The sequence below is a fragment of the Massilia sp. Mn16-1_5 genome (assembly GCF_004798585.1).
Classification (GTDB): Bacteria; Pseudomonadota; Gammaproteobacteria; order Burkholderiales; family Burkholderiaceae_D; genus Telluria.
Genome location: NZ_PPXQ01000001.1, coordinates 200,206 through 217,084, shown reverse-complemented (window position 1 = coordinate 217,084; position 16,879 = coordinate 200,206). Strand labels below are relative to the sequence as shown.

The following is a 16,879-nucleotide window of genomic DNA, read 5'->3' as shown; positions in this document are numbered from 1 at the left end:
GCACCTAGTTGCTGAGGGCAAGCACGCCGTCCACCGGCGACATGCCTCCGGCTCCGCCGGCTCCTGCGGCGCCTGCCATTGCCGCCGCCATCTTCGCGCCGGCCCTGGTCGTCCCGGCGCTGTCGTAGTCCAGGACCTCGGCGCCGGTCGCGTCGACGTGGCTGATGCGCACCCGCATCCCGTCGCGTCCGCCGCGCGCGTTGTCGCCGTCGGCCGCATCCAGCTGGAAGCGGTAGCCGGCGCGGCCGTTGTAGCGGCCCGTGCCTTCCAGGCGCAGCGTGGCGCCCGCAAGCGCCGTCACCGCCACGCTGTCGCTGCGAAAGCCGAACGGTCCGTGCAGCACCAGCGCCGCGCTCCCGGCCGCATTCCCGGCCGCCTTGCGCGCTGCCTCGGTGTCGCCCAGCGGCGCCCACAGCGTGAAGCGCAGCGGCTGCGAACGGCCGGCGCCGGCCGCACCGGCTGCAGCCAGCTTGCCGCGCCCGCTGAGCGCCGCCAGGCCCGGCTCGTTCACCAGGATCTCGCGCCGCGCTTCCGTGGTCCGTCCGCCCGAGTCCGTTACGCGCAGCACAACGGTGCGCGCGCCCGGTGCGCAGAAGCGGTGCTGCAGGACGACCTCGCCCTTGCCATACGCTTCGCGCACGAGCGGCGCAGGCGAGGCGCAGCCGTCGGCCCAATCCACCGTGGCCGTGTGCACCTGGCCCGGCGCATTGTCGATGAAGCCGAGACTGACCCGCAGTTCCTGGCCGACGGTTACGCTGTCGGGCAAGCCGGTGAACGGACCGAGCACCGGCGCATCGGTGCCTTTGCTTCCCGGGCGCAGCATGACCAGGCCGGCGTTCGACAAGGCGAGGATGGTGCCGGCGTCGTTGATGGCGACGGCGTGCGAGAGCAGCAGCCCGGCCGGGATGCGCTGCAGGCGGGCGTTCAGGTCGGTGGGCGCATCGGCCCCGCGCCACAGGGTCGCGCGCCAGCCGCTTGGGCGCCGCACGCCGCCCACGATCTCGCTGCGGTTGTTGATGTCGAAGACGTCGGATTCGAGCGCCCCCGCGCGCGGCAGCGGCACCAGGCCGCGGGCACGCGACCATTGGTAGGCGGTCGAGCCGGCCGCCGTCGCGGTGTCGCCGACGGCCTCGCCGCGGTCGTTCAGGTCGGCCACCGTACGGGAACCGGCGTTGCGGGTACCGATCGGCACCATCCCGCTTGCGCGGCTCCAGAAGAAGCCGGCGTCGTTCGCGTCGCCCGCGTCGTAGGAGGTGCCGGCCGCCTCGCCGCGCTCGTTGACAAAGGCCGTGCCGGCGATGCTCCCGCCCAGGGTGCCGAGGTCCGTCAGCCGGCCGCGCGCATCCCACAGCGTGGCGCGCTGGATCCCGCTGCCGTCATCGGCATAGCCGCCGGACACGCCCGTATTGGCGATGGCGCGTACCGCGGACACCCCCAGAGGCAGTGGGCCGAGCGGCGTCATGGCGCCGCCCGGCTCGAAGCGCACCGCGCGCTGGATGCCCGAGGCCTCGGTCATGTCGCCGACAACCTGGTCCTGGTCGTTGATGCCCCAGACCCGGCTCGGCACGTTCGGCAAGGCGCGCATGCCGCGCCCCGGGCTCCAGGTGAACTCGTAGAAACGCCGGAACGGCCCTGCGCCTTCGCTGGTTTCGCCGGTAACCACGCCGCGGTTGTTCAGTCCGGCGATGGAGGTATCCCCGGGCACGCCGAAGGGCACGACGCGGTTGCCGTCGAAGAAGCCGCTGGTTCCGAGCACGAAGGAGCCGACCGCCGCCTGTCCGCTTTCGTTGAGGTAGGCGATCGCCCCTTCCGGGTCGAGGTTGATCACGCTGTACACGGGAGGGATCGCCGGAGCCGCCGCCGCGCCGCCGGCAAGGGCCAGGAGCGGGAACAGGCCAGTCAGGATGTTGTTGCGCAGTGCAGGTTTGCAGTGTGCGCGCTTGGTAGTCGAATGCAGTTTCATGAGGCTCGCCGATCATGATGAGGGTTCGATGCCTGGCACGGTCCGCTGCACGCACAGCGCGTAACCGACCAGGTCCGGGAACCACTCTAGAGCCAAGAACTGAACAACTCCAGACCCCGCCTCAAAATGCTCCGGCTGGGTACGCTATTTGATACGGAACGGATTTACAGCGGGAAACGAAGCGCCGCAATTCGAGCCTGCGGGAAAGAATTGCTCAGCTAACCGGGACCGGAACCGGCGTAGGTAAAGGCTTTCCAGCAAAATGCGCTTCCAGGTTGGAAGCCGCCAGCATACCCATCGCGGTGCGGGTCTCGACCGTGAAACTGCCGACGTGCGGGGTCAGGACAACATTGTCCAGTTCGCGCAGCGCGACCGGCACGCGCGGCTCGTCGGCGAACACATCCAGTGCCGCCGCGCCCAGGCGGCCTTCCTGCAAGGCCGCGATCAGGGCAGCTTCGTCGACCAGCGAACCGCGGGCGATGTTGACCAGGGTGCCTTCCGGGCCAAGCGCGTCGAGCACGCCCGCGTCGATCATCGCGCGCGTGGCGGCGCCGCCCGGCGCGCAGACGATCAGGTAATCGCTCTCGCGCGCCAGGTCGGGCAGCGACGCACTGCGCGGATAGGGGCTATCGGCCGTACTGCGCTGGAAGTAGCGGATCGCCATCCCGAAGCTTTCCAGGCGCGTGGCGACGGCGCGGCCGATGCGCCCCAGGCCCACGATGCCGGCCACCTTGCCGCGCAGGCTGCGCGCCGGCTGCAAGGGCTTCTTCGCTTCCCAGCTGCCGGCCCGTACGTGGCGGTCGAGCTGCGGCAGGCGCCGGCTGCTCGCGAGCAGCAGCGCGACCGCGAGGTCGGCCACGTCCTCGGTCAGGACGTCGGGCGTGTTGGTGACGTGGATGCCGCGCGGCGCCAGCGCATCGAAAGCGACCGCATCGACGCCGACGCCGTGCACGGCGACGATCTCGAGATGCGGCAGCTGGCTTGCCAGCGCGCCGTCGATGCCGGTGACGCCGGTGGTGAACACCCCGCGCACGTTTGGCGCGATACGGTCGATGAAGGCCGCCCGTTCGGCCGGCGCGACAGCCGCCATCCGGTGGCAGACGAATCCGCGCTCGAGCACTTCGTCGACTTCAGGGACCCAACCGGATCCCAACAACAGTATTTCTGGACGCACTCGCCACTCCCGGCCTTGTCAAACGGACAGTATATGCCAGTCTAGTCGAGCCCGCGCCACCAGGCCTCGCCCGCATGCGGCTTCCGGATGGACAGCGGCTCGCCGATGCGCGGCGTGGCCAGCGCCAGGCCGCGCGCCGTGGCCAGCACGCTGATGCGCTCGAGCGGTTCCTGCCAGCGGTGCAGCGCCAGGTCGAAGCTGCCGTTATGGATCGGCACCAGCCAGGCGCCCTGCAGGTCGAGCGCGGCCTGCAGGGTCTGCTCGGGCTGCATGTGCACGTCCGGCCATTGCTTGTCGTAGGCGCCGGTTTCGACCAGGGCGAGGTCAAACGGACCGAAGCGTTCGCCGATGGCCTTGAAGCCGTCGAAGTAGCCGCTGTCGCCGCTGAAGAAGACGCGCAGCGTGTCGCCGGCGATCACCCAGGATGCCCACAGCGTCGCATTGCGGTCGTTCAGGCCACGGCCGGAAAAGTGGCGCGCCGGGGTGGCGACGAAGCGCACGCCGCCGATGCTGCGTTCCTGCCACCAGTCGAGCTGCTGGACCTTGGCGGCGGCGAGGCCCCAGGACACCAGCCGGTCGCCCACGCCCAGCGGGGCGAGGAAGGTTTCGGTCTTCTCCGCCAGGGCCAGGATGCTGGCGTGGTCGAGGTGGTCGTAATGGTCGTGCGAGAGGATCACGGCCTTGAGCGGCGGCAACTCGGAGATCGCGATCGGCAATTCCGAGAAGCGTTCCGGACCGGCCCACTGCACGGGAGAGGCGCGTTTCGAAAACACGGGATCAGTGAGGTAGAAGCCGCCATCGAGCTTCAGCAGGACGGTCGAATGGCCCAGGCGCCACAGCGTGTTGTCGGGCGCGTCGAGCAGCAGCTGGCGGCTCATTGCGCGCACCGGAATCGGCTGCGCCGGCCTCGTGCCCGCCGGCTTGTCGAACATGAAGTTCCACCACAGGCGCGCCTGTTCGCCGAGCGTGAATTCGTGGACGGGCGTGGCGTTGACGAAGCCGCCGTCGCGGAACTGCGGCGATGCGTGCGTGGTGCGCGCCGGTGCGAAAGCGCAGGCGCCGACCAGGGCGACAGTAATGAAGATCAAGGCGATGACGAGGATGCGCATGGATGGGCAATCGGGTTGGGACCGGCCATCTTACCCGGATTTGCCTATCCCGGCCGAGCCCGGCATTGCTGATCCTTATGAATGCGATTCATGAATCAGGCGCTAGAATAAGAAGATTCCTTCATGAAAGCACTGAACCATGGCGCGCGACAACATCAACGACATCCTGGTCTTCCTCGCCGTGGCGCGTGAGCGCAGCTTCACCCGCGCCGCCGCCAAGCTCGGCATGACGCAATCGGCCCTCAGCCACACGGTGCGCACGCTGGAAGCGCGGCTCGGCGTGCGCTTGCTGACCCGTACCACGCGCAGCGTCTCGCCGACCGAGGCCGGCGAGCGCCTGCTGCAGAACGTGGCGCCGCGCCTGGAAGAGATCGAGGCCGAGATCGCCGCCGTCAGCGACCTGGGCGACAAGCCCTCGGGCACCGTGCGCATCACGGCGATCGACCACGTGATCGACGACGTGCTGTGGCCGCGCATCGCGCCCCTGCTGCCGCAGTACCCGGACCTGCACGTGGAATTCAGCGCCGACTACCGCATCGTCGACATCGCGGCCGAACGCTACGACATCGGGGTGCGCTACGGCGACCAGGTCGACAAGGACATGATCGCCGTGCGCCTGACGCCCGACGTGCGCATGCGCATCGTCGGCGCACCCGCTTATTTCGCGCGTCGTCCGGTGCCGGCATCGGTGGCCGACCTCATGAAGCACAACTGCATCAACCTGCGACTGGCCAGCAGCGGCGGCATCTATGCCTGGGAACTGAAGCACGAGGGCCAGGCCATGGAAGTGCGCGTGCGCGGCCAGGCCGTGTTCTCGACCGCCAACCACCTCCTGCGAGCCGCGCTCGACGGCGCCGGCCTCGCTTTCCTGCCCGAGGAGATGGTCGGCGAACACGTGCGCGCCGGGCGCCTGCAGAGCGTGATGGAAGACTGGTGCCCGCTGTGGCCGGGCCTGCACGCCTATTACCCGAGCCGGCGCCATTCCTCGCGCGCGCTGGCGCTGGTGATCGACGCGATCCGCCACAAGGGCTGAAGCCTATTTGCCGTACTGTTCGTCGCTGACCTTTTCCATCCACTCGACGGCTTTGCCGTTTTCAAGCTCCTGACTGGCGATATGGGTCATGGCCGTGGTGGGCGAGGCGCCATGCCAATGCTTGACGCCGGGCGGCGTCCAGATCACGTCGCCGGGCCGGATTTCCTCGACCTTGCCGCCCCAGCGCTGCACGCGGCCGACGCCGGCGGTGACGATCAGGGTCTGGCCCAGCGGATGGCTGTGCCAGGCCGAGCGCGCGCCCGGCTCGAAGGTGACGTAGGCGGCGCTGCCGCGCGACGGTGCCTGCGGCCCGTACAGCGGATCCACCCGGACCGCGCCGGTGAAGTTGGCGGCGGGACCGCGGCTCGAGGCTTGCGCCCCGTTGCGCGTGATGACGAGGTCGGCGGCGGGCGCCTGGGCATCGGCGGCGCCGGCGGCGCACAGCGCCAGCGCGGACAGGAGGACACGGTGCATGCGGGTTCCTTTCAAAACCCTACTCTAGCGTGCCGCCCCTGCCGCGATAAGACCGTCCGGATGACTAGCCCTTATGAACGCGGCTCATGAATCTACACGCGCCGCCGGCGCAGCGCAGCCAGGCCGGCCGCCCCCAGTCCGAACAGGGCCACGCTGCCGGGTTCGGGCACCTCGGCCAGGAAGCCGCGGATCTCGCCGGCCGGGAAGTCCACCGTGTGAATGTTCAGGTAGGCGCGGCCCGCGGCCAAACCGGCCAGGAAGGCCGACTGCGCACTCTCCACGGTGCCGCCGTTGTTGGTGACGAAGGCGGGGTTGTAGGTGGCCAGGTTCAGCAGGTCGAAGGTTTCGGTGTAGCTGCCGGAGGTGACTCCCAGCGGGAAGGCCGGAAAGGTCGGCAGCGACGTGGCCACGCCCACTGCACCGACGCCCGGCACCGCCGTGCAGCAATGGATGTGCGAAGCCGTGGTCGGCGCCAGCAGGCCGCTGAAGGTGGCGTTCACCGTCATCGTCCCCGCCACGTCGTCGATCACCACGTTTGCCTGTCCGGTCGCGGGCGAGGCATTCGGCGTCGCTTCGTTTGCGCCGTTCAGGGTCGTCGTGTAGCGGATGAGCCCGGCATGGGCCGCACTCGTGCAGAGCAGAAGCAGCGAACTCGTCAGACAAAGAGCAAGACGTTTCATGACTGATCCTCCAAAGTGGGTGTGCTACCCGATCAGCATAAAACGTGCCCGGCAGCTGCTGCGGGGCATGGATGGCGCCGGCAAGAACCAGGTGTAAATACTATCGACATACCGGATTTTCCAGGAGTCAGCAGCTGCTGCCGCATGCCATTTTTTCGCGCTCGGGCGCGTGACGATGTTCCCTGCTTGGCGTAGAGTTGCAGGTACGGAGCCACCCTTCTTCATCGCGAAAGGAGCCAACATGTACAAGACGATCGTGGTGCATGTCGACGACAGCGCCGCCATGGCCTCGCGCCTGCAGGCCGCAGCGCAGCTGGCCAGCCTGCACGATGCCCATCTGGTCGGCGCCGCGGCGACCGGCACGTCCTGGTCCTCGTATGCCCTGCTGGTCGGTTCGATGGCGGTCGCGCCGGTCGACGAATTCGATGCGATGTGCGTCGAGGCGCGCAAGAGCCTGCGCCATTTCGCGGAAAGCGCGCGCCGGCTCGGCGTCGAATCGATCGAGGAGCGGATGACGGAAGACGAGCACCGGCGCTCGCTGCTGATGCAGTCGCGCTATGCCGACCTGGTCGTGACCAGCCTCGACACGGGCGCGCGCGACATGGTGCGCGGCCTGCCGCAATACGTGGCCCTGCACGGCGCCCGCCCGCTGCTGGCGGTGCCGCCCGCCTATGCCGGCAAGCCGATCACGGAACGCATCGTGGCCGGCTGGGACGGCAGCCTGCAGGCAATCCGCGCGCTCCAGGCGGCCTTGCCGCTGCTGGTGCGCGCCCGGAGCGTGCAGCTGGCCCTGATCAACCCAGACCGCGAATCGGGCCTGCACGGCGACGAGCCCGGCGCCGACATGGCCTTGTATCTCGCGCGCCATGGGGTGCCGGTCGAGGTGGTGCTGGAAAAGACGCAGGCCGCGCCGGGCCAGGCGCTGGCCGACATGGCGCACGATGCCGGCGCCGGCCTGATCGTGTCCGGCGCCTTCGGGCACAGCCGCTACCGCGAACTGGTGCTGGGCGGGGTCACGCGCTACCTGCTCGAGCGCAGTCCCTTGCCGGTCCTGCTGGCGCACTGAGCGTGGGAAGCCCGCGCGCGTCCGCGGCGGCGGCTGCGCGCGGGGTGGACCGTGGGCGGCGGCGACGCATCCTCCGGCGCCGGAGCAGCGTCCGTCGTGGCCGCCGAGGATGTGCGCATCCCGAAGGCGATACTGGCCAGGACACCGAGCGTTCCCAGCGTTGCAAGCAAAGCGTCGAACATGCCGTCTCTCCGGAGGAGTGGGCCAGGCCAATGGCCTGGCCCACGGGTGCACCGGGCTCTCCGAGCCCACGCGTGAATGTTACACCGAGTTGGCTTCGTTTCAAGAAGGACAGCGCCAGCACGATGCCGGCGTCACCCTGGGCACGGCGTGCCCAGGCTACGGAAGCTTGTCCGTGTTCTTCTTGGCGTCGATCAGTCCGGCCAGCAGGGCATCGCGCGCGGGCGCCAGCGCGGCGCCGTCGCGTCCTTCCAGCGCGGCCGCCACGCCCTCGGTCAACTGCTGCTTCAGCTCCTCGGTGATGCGCGGGGTGCCGAGATCGTCCCACCAGCTTTCGATCGGCGCGCCCAGGTGGTCGAGCATGTGGCGGATGCCGCCCTCGCCGCCGCCCAGGTGCATGTTGAGGAAAGGTCCCATCAGCGCCCAGCGCAGGCCCGGGCCGTAGGCGATCGCCGTGTCGACGTCGGCCACGGTGGCCACGCCCTGCTCCACCAGGTGAAAGGCTTCGCGCCAGAGCGCGGCCTGCAGGCGGTTGGCGATATGGCCCGGCACTTCCTTGCGCACGAGGATCGGGCGCTTGCCGATGGCGGCGTAGAAGGCCATGGTGCGCTCGACCGTCTCGGGCGAGGTCAAGGCGCCGCCGAGCACTTCGACCAGCGGAATCATGTGCGGCGGATTGAAGGGGTGGCCGAGCACGACGCGCTCCGGGTGCGTGCACGCCCCCTGCACCTTGCTCATCAGGAGGCCGGACGAACTCGAAGCCAGGATGACATCCGGCGGCAGCAGCACGTCCATCTCGCGGAACAGCGCCAGCTTCAGGTCTTCGCGCTCGGGACCGCTCTCCTGCACGAAGTGCACGCCTTGCAGGGCTTCTGCCAGCGAGCTGGAAAAGCGCAGGCGCTCCGGCAAGGCGCCTGCGGCCAGTCCCATCCGCGTGAGGATGGGCCAGTGCGCGCGCACTGCCTCGCGCAGCTTCGCTTCCGCGCCCGGCATCGGGTCGGTTGCGGAGACGTCGAAGCCGCGCGCCAGGAAATAGGCGGCCCAGCTGGCGCCGATGGTGCCGGTGCCGACCACGCCGATGCAGCGAATCTCGTCCATGCGCGTCTCCTTCAGGCGGACTTCTTGTTCAGACCAAGGTAGGTATCGATCACCTTCGGATCGTTTGCCAGCTGCGCCGCCGGTCCTTCCATCACGACGTCGCCGGTTTCCAGCACGTAGCCGTAGTCTGCCGCCTGCAACGCGGCGCGCGCGTTCTGCTCGACCAGCAGGATGCCGACGCCGGTCTCCTTCAGGCGCACGATGACGCGGAAGATCTCCTTGACGATCAGCGGCGCCAGGCCTAGGCTCGGCTCGTCCAGCATCAGGAGACTCGGCTTGGCCATCAGCGCGCGGCCCAGCGCCACCATCTGGCGCTCGCCGCCCGACATGGTGCCGGCCGCCTGCGTGCGCCGCTCGCGCAGGCGCGGGAACAGTTCGTACACGGATTCCAGCTGGGCCGCGTAATCCTTCTCGCGCCGTTTGTAGCGCGTATAGCTGCCCAGCAGCAGGTTGTCTTCGACGCTCATGGTGGTGAACAGGTCGCGGCTTTCCGGCACCAGGCTCATGCCTTGGCCGACGCGGCCCTCTACGGAAAAGCGGCTCACGTCCAACCCACGCAGCAGCACCGCGCCGCGCGCCGAGGCGTTCGCTACCTGCGCGCCGGCGATCGCATTCAGCATGGTCGACTTGCCGGCGCCGTTGGGGCCGATGACGGTCACGATCTGGCCTGCTTCCACTTTCACGTTCAGCCCGTGCAGGGCCTCGACCTTGCCGTAGGCGACGTGCAGGTCTTTTACTTCGAGAATCGGCGCGCTCATTATTCGATCCCTCCCAGGTAGGCTTCCAGCACGGCCGGATCCTGTTGCACCTCGCTCGGCACGCCCTGTGCGATCTTGGTACCGAATTCCATGACCACCAGGCGGTCGGTCAGGTTCATGACGAAGTCCATGTCGTGCTCCACCAGCAGGATGCTCATGCCCTCGCCCTTCAGTTTCTTCAGCAGGGTCGCCAGCGCTTCCTTTTCCTTGTAGCGCAGGCCGGCCGCCGGTTCGTCCAGCAGCAGCAGGGCCGGATCGCAGCAGAGCGCCCGCGCGATCTCGAGGATGCGCTGTTGGCCCAGGGCCAGGTTGCCGGCCTGTTCGTACAGCATGCCGCCGAGGCCCACGCGTTCCAGCTGGCGGCGCGCCTCGAACAGCAATGCGCTTTCCTCGCCGCGGTCGAGCGACAGGCTGCTGGCTACCACGCCGTGCTTCGCACGCAGGTGGGCGCCGATCGCGACGTTCTCCAGCACCGTCATCTCGGGCAGCAGGTGCACATGCTGGAAGGTGCGGCCGATGCCGAGCTGGACGATCTCGCGCGAGGGCAGCGAATCGATGCGCTGCAATGCGCCGCCGCTGCGGAAGCGGATTTCGCCCGACGTTACAGGCAGCACGCCGGTGACCAGGTTGAACATGGTCGACTTGCCGGCGCCATTCGGCCCAATCAGGCCGACGATGTCGCCGCTGTTGACGGTGAAGACCATGTCGTTGACGGCCACCAGGCCGCCGAACTGCTTGCGCGCCTTGTCGATCACCAGCAGCGGCTGGCCCGGTTCCGGCATGGCGCGGCGCGGCAGGCTGTCGGCCGCATCCGGCGCCACGGCTTCGGGACGCTGCGGCAGCCAGCGCGCGATGAAAGGCCAGATGCCGTTGCGCGCGTACTGCAGCAGGATCACCATCAGGATGCCGAAGACGATGATCTCGAAGTTGCCGTTCGAGCCGAGCAGGCCCGGCAGGATGCTTTGCAGCTGGTCCTTCAGCACGGTGAGGACAAACGCGCCCAGGATCGCGCCCCACAGGTAGCCGGCGCCGCCGATCACGGCCATGAACAGGTACTCGATGCCCGAGTTCAGGCCGAAGGGCGACGGGTTCACGGCGCGCTGCAGGTGGGCGTAGAGCCAGCCCGAGACGCACGCCAGCAAGGCGGCGATCACGAAGATGCGGATCTTCATGGCCGCCGTGTTCACGCCCATGGCTTCGGCCATCAGGCCGCCACCCTTGAGGGCGCGGATCGCGCGGCCCGAGCGCGAGTTGAGCAGGTTGCGCAGCAAGGCGATGGAGACCAGCAGGATCGCCCAGATCAGGAAGAACATGCTGTTGCCGGAACCGAGATCGAGGCCGAACAGGCTCAGTGCCGGAATGCCGGCCAGGCCGTCGTACTTGCCGAGGAATTCCATGTTCCCGAACAGGTAGTACAGCGACAGGCCCCAGGCGATGGTCCCGAGCGGCAGGTAGTGGCCGGACAGGCGCAGCATGATCGCGCCGATGAACAGCGCCGACGCGGCCGTGACGGCCAGGCCGATGACCAGTCCCAGCCAGGGAGACAGGCCATGCGCGGTCGAGAGATAAGCCGTGGCGTAGGCGCCGAGGCCGACAAAGGCGGCCTGGCCGAAGGAAGTGAGGCCGCCGACGCCGGTCAGCAGCACCAGGCCGAGGGCGACGATGGCGTAAAGGCCGATGTAGTTGGCCAGCGTGACCCAGTAGGCGGGCAGCGGCAGCAGGCCGAACACGAGGGCCGCGATGGCCAGGATGGTCAATGGTCCGATTTTACGCATCATGCCTCCTCCTCGTCGACCTGGGGATGGGCAATCGAGCGCCATACGAGCACTGGAATAATCAGGGTAAAGACGATGACCTCCTTCAGGGCGCTCGCGTAGAACGAGGAATAGGCTTCCAGCAGTCCGACCAGCAGCGCGCCGCCGGCCGCCAGCGGATAGCTGGCCAGGCCGCCGATAATGGCGCCGACAAAGCCCTTCAGGCCCATCAGGAAGCCGCTGTCGTAATAGATGGTGGTGATCGGCGCGATCAGCACGCCGCACAGGGTGCCGATCGAGGAAGCCAGCAGGAAGGCCAGGCGCCCTGCCTGCACGGTGCCGATGCCGACCAGGCGCGCGCCGCGGCGATTCACGGCGGTCGCACGCAGGGCCTTGCCCGACAGGGTACGATCGAAATACAGGTAGAGCGCGCCGATCAGCAGCAAGGCGGTCGCGATCACGACGATGCTCTGGCCGGAGATGGTGAGCGTGCCGACGTTGATGGCGGCGTCGCTGAAGGCCGTCGTGCGCGAACCTTCCGCGCCGAAGATGTAGAGGCCCACGCCCAGCAGCACCATGTGCACGGCCACCGACACGATCAGCAGCACCAGCACCGTGCTCTCGGCCAGCGGCTGGAAGGCCAGGCGGTAGACCATCGGACCCATTGGCGCGACGATGGCGAAGGTCAGCAGCAGCTGGGCGATCATCGGCCAGCTTGCGCCTTCGGCGGAACGCGCGACGAAGACGACGACGAGCGGGAACAGTACGAACTTGGCGAAGCTCGTGGCAAGCACGCGGCCGCGGTCGACCTGTCCGGCGGCGGCCCGCAGCGTGGTCCAGGCTTCGCGCAGGAAGGTTGCGACGCCGAGCACCAGTAGCAAGGCCGCGCTCTGCGGCACCTTACCGCTTTGCAGCGCCGCCATGGTCAGGGCGCCGAAGGCGAGGAATTCGCCGAGGGGAATGAAGATCACGCGCGTGATCGAGAACACCAGTACCAGTGCCAGTGCAAGGAGCACGTACACGGCTCCGCTGGCGATGCCGTCCTGGGTGAGGATGGCGAAAATCGTTAAATCCATACCGCTGCCTGGGGCTTGCCGATGGTGCCCGCGGCCTGGCGTGTCTCCTCGCCGGTCCGCGCATCGCGTCCGCCCGTGTGGCCCTCCTTGTCGTTAAATTTAATAAGGCCCGTAAGCGCTTGTTCAGCCACCGTGGATAAATGATATTCTAAAACTGTTGAGGAACCGACATTTTTTCTACTCTCTCAGCCTATACTATGGCGAGCCGCCTCGCCGCGGCGACTTTTTCACGATAATCAGGAGACAGGCATGACCCGCATTCCCCGCCTCACCATCATCGGCCACAGCATCCTCGCCCTCGCCGCCCTCGGTGCTTCCTTCAGCGCACACGCGCAGATCAAGGTCGGCGTTTCGATCTCGACCACCGGCCCGGCCGCCTCGCTCGGCATCCCGGAAAAGAACACCTTCGGCCTGCTGCCGACCGAGATCGCCGGCCAGAAGGTGCAGTACATCGTGCTGGACGACGCATCGGATGCGACCCAGGCCGTCAAGAATGCGCGCAAGCTGATCTCCGAGGACAAGGTCGACGTGCTGATCGGCTCCTCGATCACCCCGACCTCGCTGGCCATGCTGGAAGTGGCGGCCGAAACCGAGACGCCCCTGATCAGCATCGCCGGCGCCTCGCGCATCGTCGAACCGATGGACGCCAAGCGGCGCTGGGTCTTCAAGACCACCCAGCACGACGGCCAGATGGCCAATGCGATCGCCACCCACATGTCGAACAACGGCGTGAAGACCATGGGCTTCATCGGCTTCTCGGATGCTTACGGCGAAGGCTGGTACGGCGAGGTGGCGAAGTACATGCCGGCTCGTAAAATCAAGATCGCCGCCAACGAGCGCTTCGCCCGCACCGACACCTCGGTCACCGGCCAGGTCCTGAAACTGATGGCGGCCAATCCGGACGCGATCCTGATCGCCGGCTCCGGCACCCCGGCCGCCCTGCCGCAAAAAGCGCTGCGCGAGCGCGGCTACAAAGGCAAGATCTACCAGACCCACGGCGTGGCCAACAGCGACTTCCTGCGCGTCTGCGGCGCCGACTGCGAAGGCACCTTCGTCCCGGTCGGCCCGATGCTGGTGGCGAACCAGCTGCCGGATGCGAACCCGGTCAAGAAATCGGCCCTGGCCTACACCACCAAGTACACCGCCTCCTTCGGCAAGGACAGCGTCTCGACCTTCGGCGGCCACGCCTGGGATGCCCAGATCCTGCTGGCGGAAGCCGCGAAGACCGCGCTGCCGAAGGCCAAGCCGGGCACCAAGGAATTCCGCGCCGCCCTGCGCGACTCGCTGGAAGGCCTCAAGAACGTCCCGGCCGCGCACGGTATCTTCAACATGAGCCCGACCAACCACCAGGGCCTGGACCAGCGCTCGCAGGTGATGGTCAAGATCGAAAAAGGCGCGTGGAAGTACGTGCCGTAAATCGACTACGTGCGGTGATCGAAACGTAGCCCGGGCACTGCCCGGGAAGAAAGCGTGGCCTCGATGGCCACGCTTTTTTTACGCCGACGCCATCCGCCCCCTGTCGGCCAAAAACGACATCGCGCGTCACAAACGCGCACACGCTTCCCGTCCGCCCACAGACCTTTTAAAATTTTGGAATGCGCAAAAAAGTTCTTCTCGTCGACGACCAGGTACTCGACCTCGCCCTGACCCGCCAGGCCCTCAAAGACTGCAGCATCGAACACGACATCGTCTCCGCCGGCGACGGCTTCGAAGGCCTGACGCAATTGCGGTCCAGGGAATTCGACGTCGTCGTCCTCGACCTCAAGATGCCGAAAGTCGACGGCTTCGAAGTCCTCAGCGAGATCCGCCTGCAGCCGACCCTGGCGAAGACGCCCGTCATCGTCCTGTCGAATTCCGACCTGCTGTCCGACCGCATGCGCGCAGACGCACTGGGTGCGGTCGAATACGTCCATAAATCGCTCGATTATGCGGATTTCAAGCACAAGCTGCAGACGGCGCTCGGCCGCCACGGGTTCTGCTGAGCGTTCCGCTACGACCGTCTCAGCCTGCGCCGTCCACCACGACGCGATCACGCCCGCCACGCTTGGCTGCATACAGCGCCTTGTCCGCCGCCTCGATCAGCAGCGCCGGCTCGTGTAAGCCATCCTTGCTGAAGCTGGCTACGCCGATGCTGAGCGTGACGTGATCCTTGACCGCCGCCGGCGCATGCGCCAGCCGGCGCTTGGCGACATCGAGACGAATCGTCTCGGCCACGCCGGCCGCCTGCTCCGCCGTCGTATCCGGCAGGATCGCGGCGAACTCTTCTCCGCCGTAGCGCGCGGCGACGTCGGCCGGGCGTTTCAGCATGCCGGCCAGGGCCTGCGCCACCGTGATCAGGCAGGTGTCGCCCTGCTGGTGGCCGAAGTGGTCGTTGTAGGCCTTGAAGGAATCGATATCCATCAGCAGCAGCGACAGCGGGCCGCCATTGCGCTGGGCGCGGCGCAGTTCGCGGTCGAGGGTCATGTCGAAGTAGCGGCGGTTGTGGATGCCGGTCAGGCCGTCCACGTAAGAACGAGCGCGCAGCGATTCGGCGTGTTCGAGCAACTGGCGCTCGCGGTCGATGGTGCCGCTGACGTCGCGGATCTCGATCATGCACAGCGTCGCGCCTCCTTCGCGCAGCGGCGAAACGGTCACCGCCTGCTCGATGCGGGCGCCGTCGAAGTTGCCGGCCTCGCGCAGCGGGAACGGCGAGCGTTCCAGGCCTTGCGCGACGGTTTTCGCATTGCCGTCAACCAGCGCCGCCAGCACCGCCGCCTCCACGCGCGAGCCGCGCAGCTCGGGAAAGACCGTGAACAGCGACTGCCCGCACACGCGCGCCGAAGAACGGCCCGAGCGCGTCGTCATCCAGCGGTTCCACAAGACGATGTGGTGTTCGTCGTCGAGGACGACGACGCCGCAGTCGAGCAGGTTCAGGGCGCCGGCGGCGAGGTCGAGAGAGGAGTCGGTCGAGATCATCCCGACAGTGTACCGTTATTGCACGAATGCAAAAAGGCCGCCGGGGTCAGCCGGCGGCCTTTTTTTACTGCCGAAGCGGGACGGCTTACACGCCGACCATCGACACCGCCTTGGTGTTCAGGTAGGCCTCCATCGCCTCCGGACCGCCTTCGGTGCCGTAGCCCGAATCCTTGATGCCGCCGAAGGGCAGCTCGGCGCTCGGGGTGGCCGGCTGGTTAATCCACAGCATGCCGACTTCGACGCGGTTCATCAGCTGGTGCGCGTTCCTGATCGAGCGCGTGAAGGCATAGCCGGCCAGGCCGTACGGCAGGCGGTTCGCTTCATTGATCGCGTCGTCGAGGCTGTCGAAACCGCGGATCGCGGCGACCGGACCGAAAGGCTCGTCGTTGAACACGCTCGCTTCCAGCGGCACGTCGGCCAGGATGGTCGGCGCGAAGAAGTTGCCGGCGTCGCCGACGCGCGCACCGCCGAAGGCGAGTTTGGCGCCCTTGGCCTGCGCGTCTTCGACGACCTTGGCCATGGCGGTGAGACGGCGCGCATTGGCCAGCGGACCGAGGGTGGTGCCCTCTTCCAGGCCGTTGCCCAGCTTGATGCGCTCGGCGTGGGCGACGAAGGCGCGGGTGAATTCTTCCTTGACCGCGTTGTGCACCAGGAAGCGGGTCGGCGAGATGCAGACCTGGCCGGCATTGCGGAACTTGGCGCCGCCGGCCGCTTTCACGGCCAGCGCCACGTCGGCATCCTCCGCGACGATCACCGGCGCGTGGCCGCCCAGCTCCATCGTCACGCGCTTCATGTGGGCGCCGGCCAGGGCGGCCAGCTGCTTGCCGACCGGAGTCGAGCCGGTGAAGGTGACCTTGCGGATGACCGGGTGCGGGATCAGGTAGCTCGAGATCTCGGCCGGATCGCCGAACACCAGGCCGACCACGCCCGGCGGAATGCCGGCGTCGACGAAGCACTGCAGCAGCGCCGCCGGCGAGGCCGGGGTCTCTTCGGGCGCCTTGCACAGGAAGGAGCAGCCGGTGCCGAGCGCCGCGCCGAGTTTACGGACGATCTGGTTGATCGGGAAGTTCCAGGGCGTGAAGGCCGCGACCGGGCCGACGGGCTCCTTCAGCACCAGCTGCTGGGCAGCGGGATTGCGCGAAGGGACGATGCGGCCGTACACGCGCATGCCTTCGGCGGCGAACCAGTCGATGATGTCGGCGCCGGCGAGCGTTTCACCCTTGGCTTCGACCAGCGGCTTGCCCTGCTCTTGCGTCAGCAGGCGCGCGATGTCGCCGGCGCGTTCGCGCAGCAGCTGCGCGGCGCGGCGCATGATGGCGGCGCGCTCGAAGGCGGGCACGGCGCGCCAGGTCTCGAAGCCCTGCTGGGCGGCGGCGAGCGCGCGGTCCAGGTCGGCGACCGAGGCGTGGGCCACGGTGCCGATCTGCTGGCCCGTCGCCGGGTTCACGACGGGGATGGTCTTGCCGCCGCTGGCTTCCTGCCATTCGTTGGCGATCAGCAGGCGGGTATCGGGATAGCTGGACGTCGTCATGTTCATCAGGTCCTGTGTTTGGTTGAGA

15 protein-coding genes are annotated in these 16,879 nt (G+C 67.8%); 4 read left to right on the top strand and 11 right to left on the bottom strand.

Annotated features, from left to right (window positions below; all coding sequences use genetic code 11):
* Positions 1 to 4 precede the first annotated feature (4 nt).
* The 3 genes from C2862_RS00965 to C2862_RS00955 form a co-directional block, all read right to left on the bottom strand.
* On the bottom strand, positions 5 to 1,963 hold the full coding sequence (locus C2862_RS00965; protein WP_136218243.1) for a hypothetical protein: 1,959 nt from the start codon (positions 1,961 to 1,963) through the stop codon (positions 5 to 7).
* 214 nt (positions 1,964 to 2,177) lie between these two features.
* Positions 2,178 to 3,119, bottom strand: coding sequence for a 2-hydroxyacid dehydrogenase (locus C2862_RS00960; protein ID WP_307723528.1), 942 nt, complete (start codon positions 3,117 to 3,119; stop codon positions 2,178 to 2,180).
* Between the two features lie 59 nt (positions 3,120 to 3,178).
* Entirely contained in the window at positions 3,179 to 4,246 is a 1,068-nt protein-coding gene (locus tag C2862_RS00955) for an MBL fold metallo-hydrolase (RefSeq protein WP_136218241.1), read from the bottom strand.
* A gap of 139 nt (positions 4,247 to 4,385) precedes the next feature.
* On the opposite strand from C2862_RS00955, the gene C2862_RS00950 reads away from it, so the two are divergent.
* Positions 4,386 to 5,279: a LysR family transcriptional regulator gene (locus C2862_RS00950; RefSeq protein ID WP_136218240.1), complete on the top strand. Its 894-nt coding sequence runs from the start codon at positions 4,386 to 4,388 to the stop codon at positions 5,277 to 5,279.
* A gap of 3 nt (positions 5,280 to 5,282) precedes the next feature.
* Here the strand turns inward: C2862_RS00950 and C2862_RS00945 are convergent, their stop codons facing one another.
* Together C2862_RS00945 and C2862_RS00940 are read right to left on the bottom strand one after the other, a co-directional pair.
* Positions 5,283 to 5,753, bottom strand: coding sequence for a cupin domain-containing protein (locus tag C2862_RS00945; RefSeq protein ID WP_136218239.1), 471 nt, complete (start codon positions 5,751 to 5,753; stop codon positions 5,283 to 5,285).
* A 92-nt stretch (positions 5,754 to 5,845) separates the two neighbouring features.
* Positions 5,846 to 6,433: a CHRD domain-containing protein gene (locus C2862_RS00940; RefSeq protein ID WP_136218238.1), complete on the bottom strand. Its 588-nt coding sequence runs from the start codon at positions 6,431 to 6,433 to the stop codon at positions 5,846 to 5,848.
* A 241-nt stretch (positions 6,434 to 6,674) separates the two neighbouring features.
* Here C2862_RS00940 and C2862_RS00935 point away from each other — a divergent pair, with 241 nt between their 5' ends.
* Complete coding sequence (locus C2862_RS00935; RefSeq protein ID WP_136218237.1) at positions 6,675 to 7,499, top strand: universal stress protein; 825 nt, start codon at positions 6,675 to 6,677, stop codon at positions 7,497 to 7,499.
* 339 nt (positions 7,500 to 7,838) lie between these two features.
* Here the strand turns inward: C2862_RS00935 and C2862_RS00930 are convergent, their stop codons facing one another.
* The 4 genes from C2862_RS00930 to C2862_RS00915 are packed head-to-tail and all read right to left on the bottom strand — an operon-like array spanning position 7,839 to position 12,365.
* Positions 7,839 to 8,777, bottom strand: a complete 939-nt coding sequence (locus tag C2862_RS00930) for a 3-hydroxyacyl-CoA dehydrogenase NAD-binding domain-containing protein (RefSeq protein ID WP_136218236.1) — start codon at positions 8,775 to 8,777, stop codon at positions 7,839 to 7,841.
* 11 nt (positions 8,778 to 8,788) lie between these two features.
* A complete protein-coding gene (locus C2862_RS00925; protein WP_136218235.1) occupies positions 8,789 to 9,535 on the bottom strand; it encodes an ABC transporter ATP-binding protein in 747 nt (248 codons plus the stop codon).
* Complete coding sequence (locus tag C2862_RS00920; RefSeq protein WP_136218234.1) at positions 9,535 to 11,313, bottom strand: ATP-binding cassette domain-containing protein; 1,779 nt, start codon at positions 11,311 to 11,313, stop codon at positions 9,535 to 9,537. The genes C2862_RS00925 and C2862_RS00920 overlap by 1 nt, the downstream gene beginning before the upstream one ends.
* Positions 11,310 to 12,365, bottom strand: coding sequence for a branched-chain amino acid ABC transporter permease (locus C2862_RS00915; protein ID WP_136218233.1), 1,056 nt, complete (start codon positions 12,363 to 12,365; stop codon positions 11,310 to 11,312). Before C2862_RS00915 ends, C2862_RS00920 begins: the two co-directional genes overlap by 4 nt.
* A gap of 249 nt (positions 12,366 to 12,614) precedes the next feature.
* On the opposite strand from C2862_RS00915, the gene C2862_RS00910 reads away from it, so the two are divergent.
* Together C2862_RS00910 and C2862_RS00905 are read left to right on the top strand one after the other, a co-directional pair.
* On the top strand, positions 12,615 to 13,781 hold the full coding sequence (locus C2862_RS00910; RefSeq protein ID WP_136218232.1) for an ABC transporter substrate-binding protein: 1,167 nt from the start codon (positions 12,615 to 12,617) through the stop codon (positions 13,779 to 13,781).
* Positions 13,782 to 13,960: 179 nt separating this feature from the next.
* Positions 13,961 to 14,347 carry a response regulator gene (locus tag C2862_RS00905; protein WP_136218231.1) on the top strand — a complete coding sequence of 129 codons (387 nt, stop codon included), beginning with the start codon at positions 13,961 to 13,963 and terminating at the stop codon, positions 14,345 to 14,347.
* Positions 14,348 to 14,366: 19 nt separating this feature from the next.
* Here C2862_RS00905 and C2862_RS00900 read toward each other — a convergent pair whose 3' ends face one another.
* Entirely contained in the window at positions 14,367 to 15,320 is a 954-nt protein-coding gene (locus C2862_RS00900) for a GGDEF domain-containing protein (protein ID WP_136218230.1), read from the bottom strand.
* An 85-nt stretch (positions 15,321 to 15,405) separates the two neighbouring features.
* Positions 15,406 to 16,851 (bottom strand): NAD-dependent succinate-semialdehyde dehydrogenase, encoded by a 1,446-nt coding sequence (locus C2862_RS00895; protein WP_136218229.1) that lies wholly within the window; start codon positions 16,849 to 16,851, stop codon positions 15,406 to 15,408.
* Positions 16,852 to 16,879: the final 28 nt, after the last annotated feature.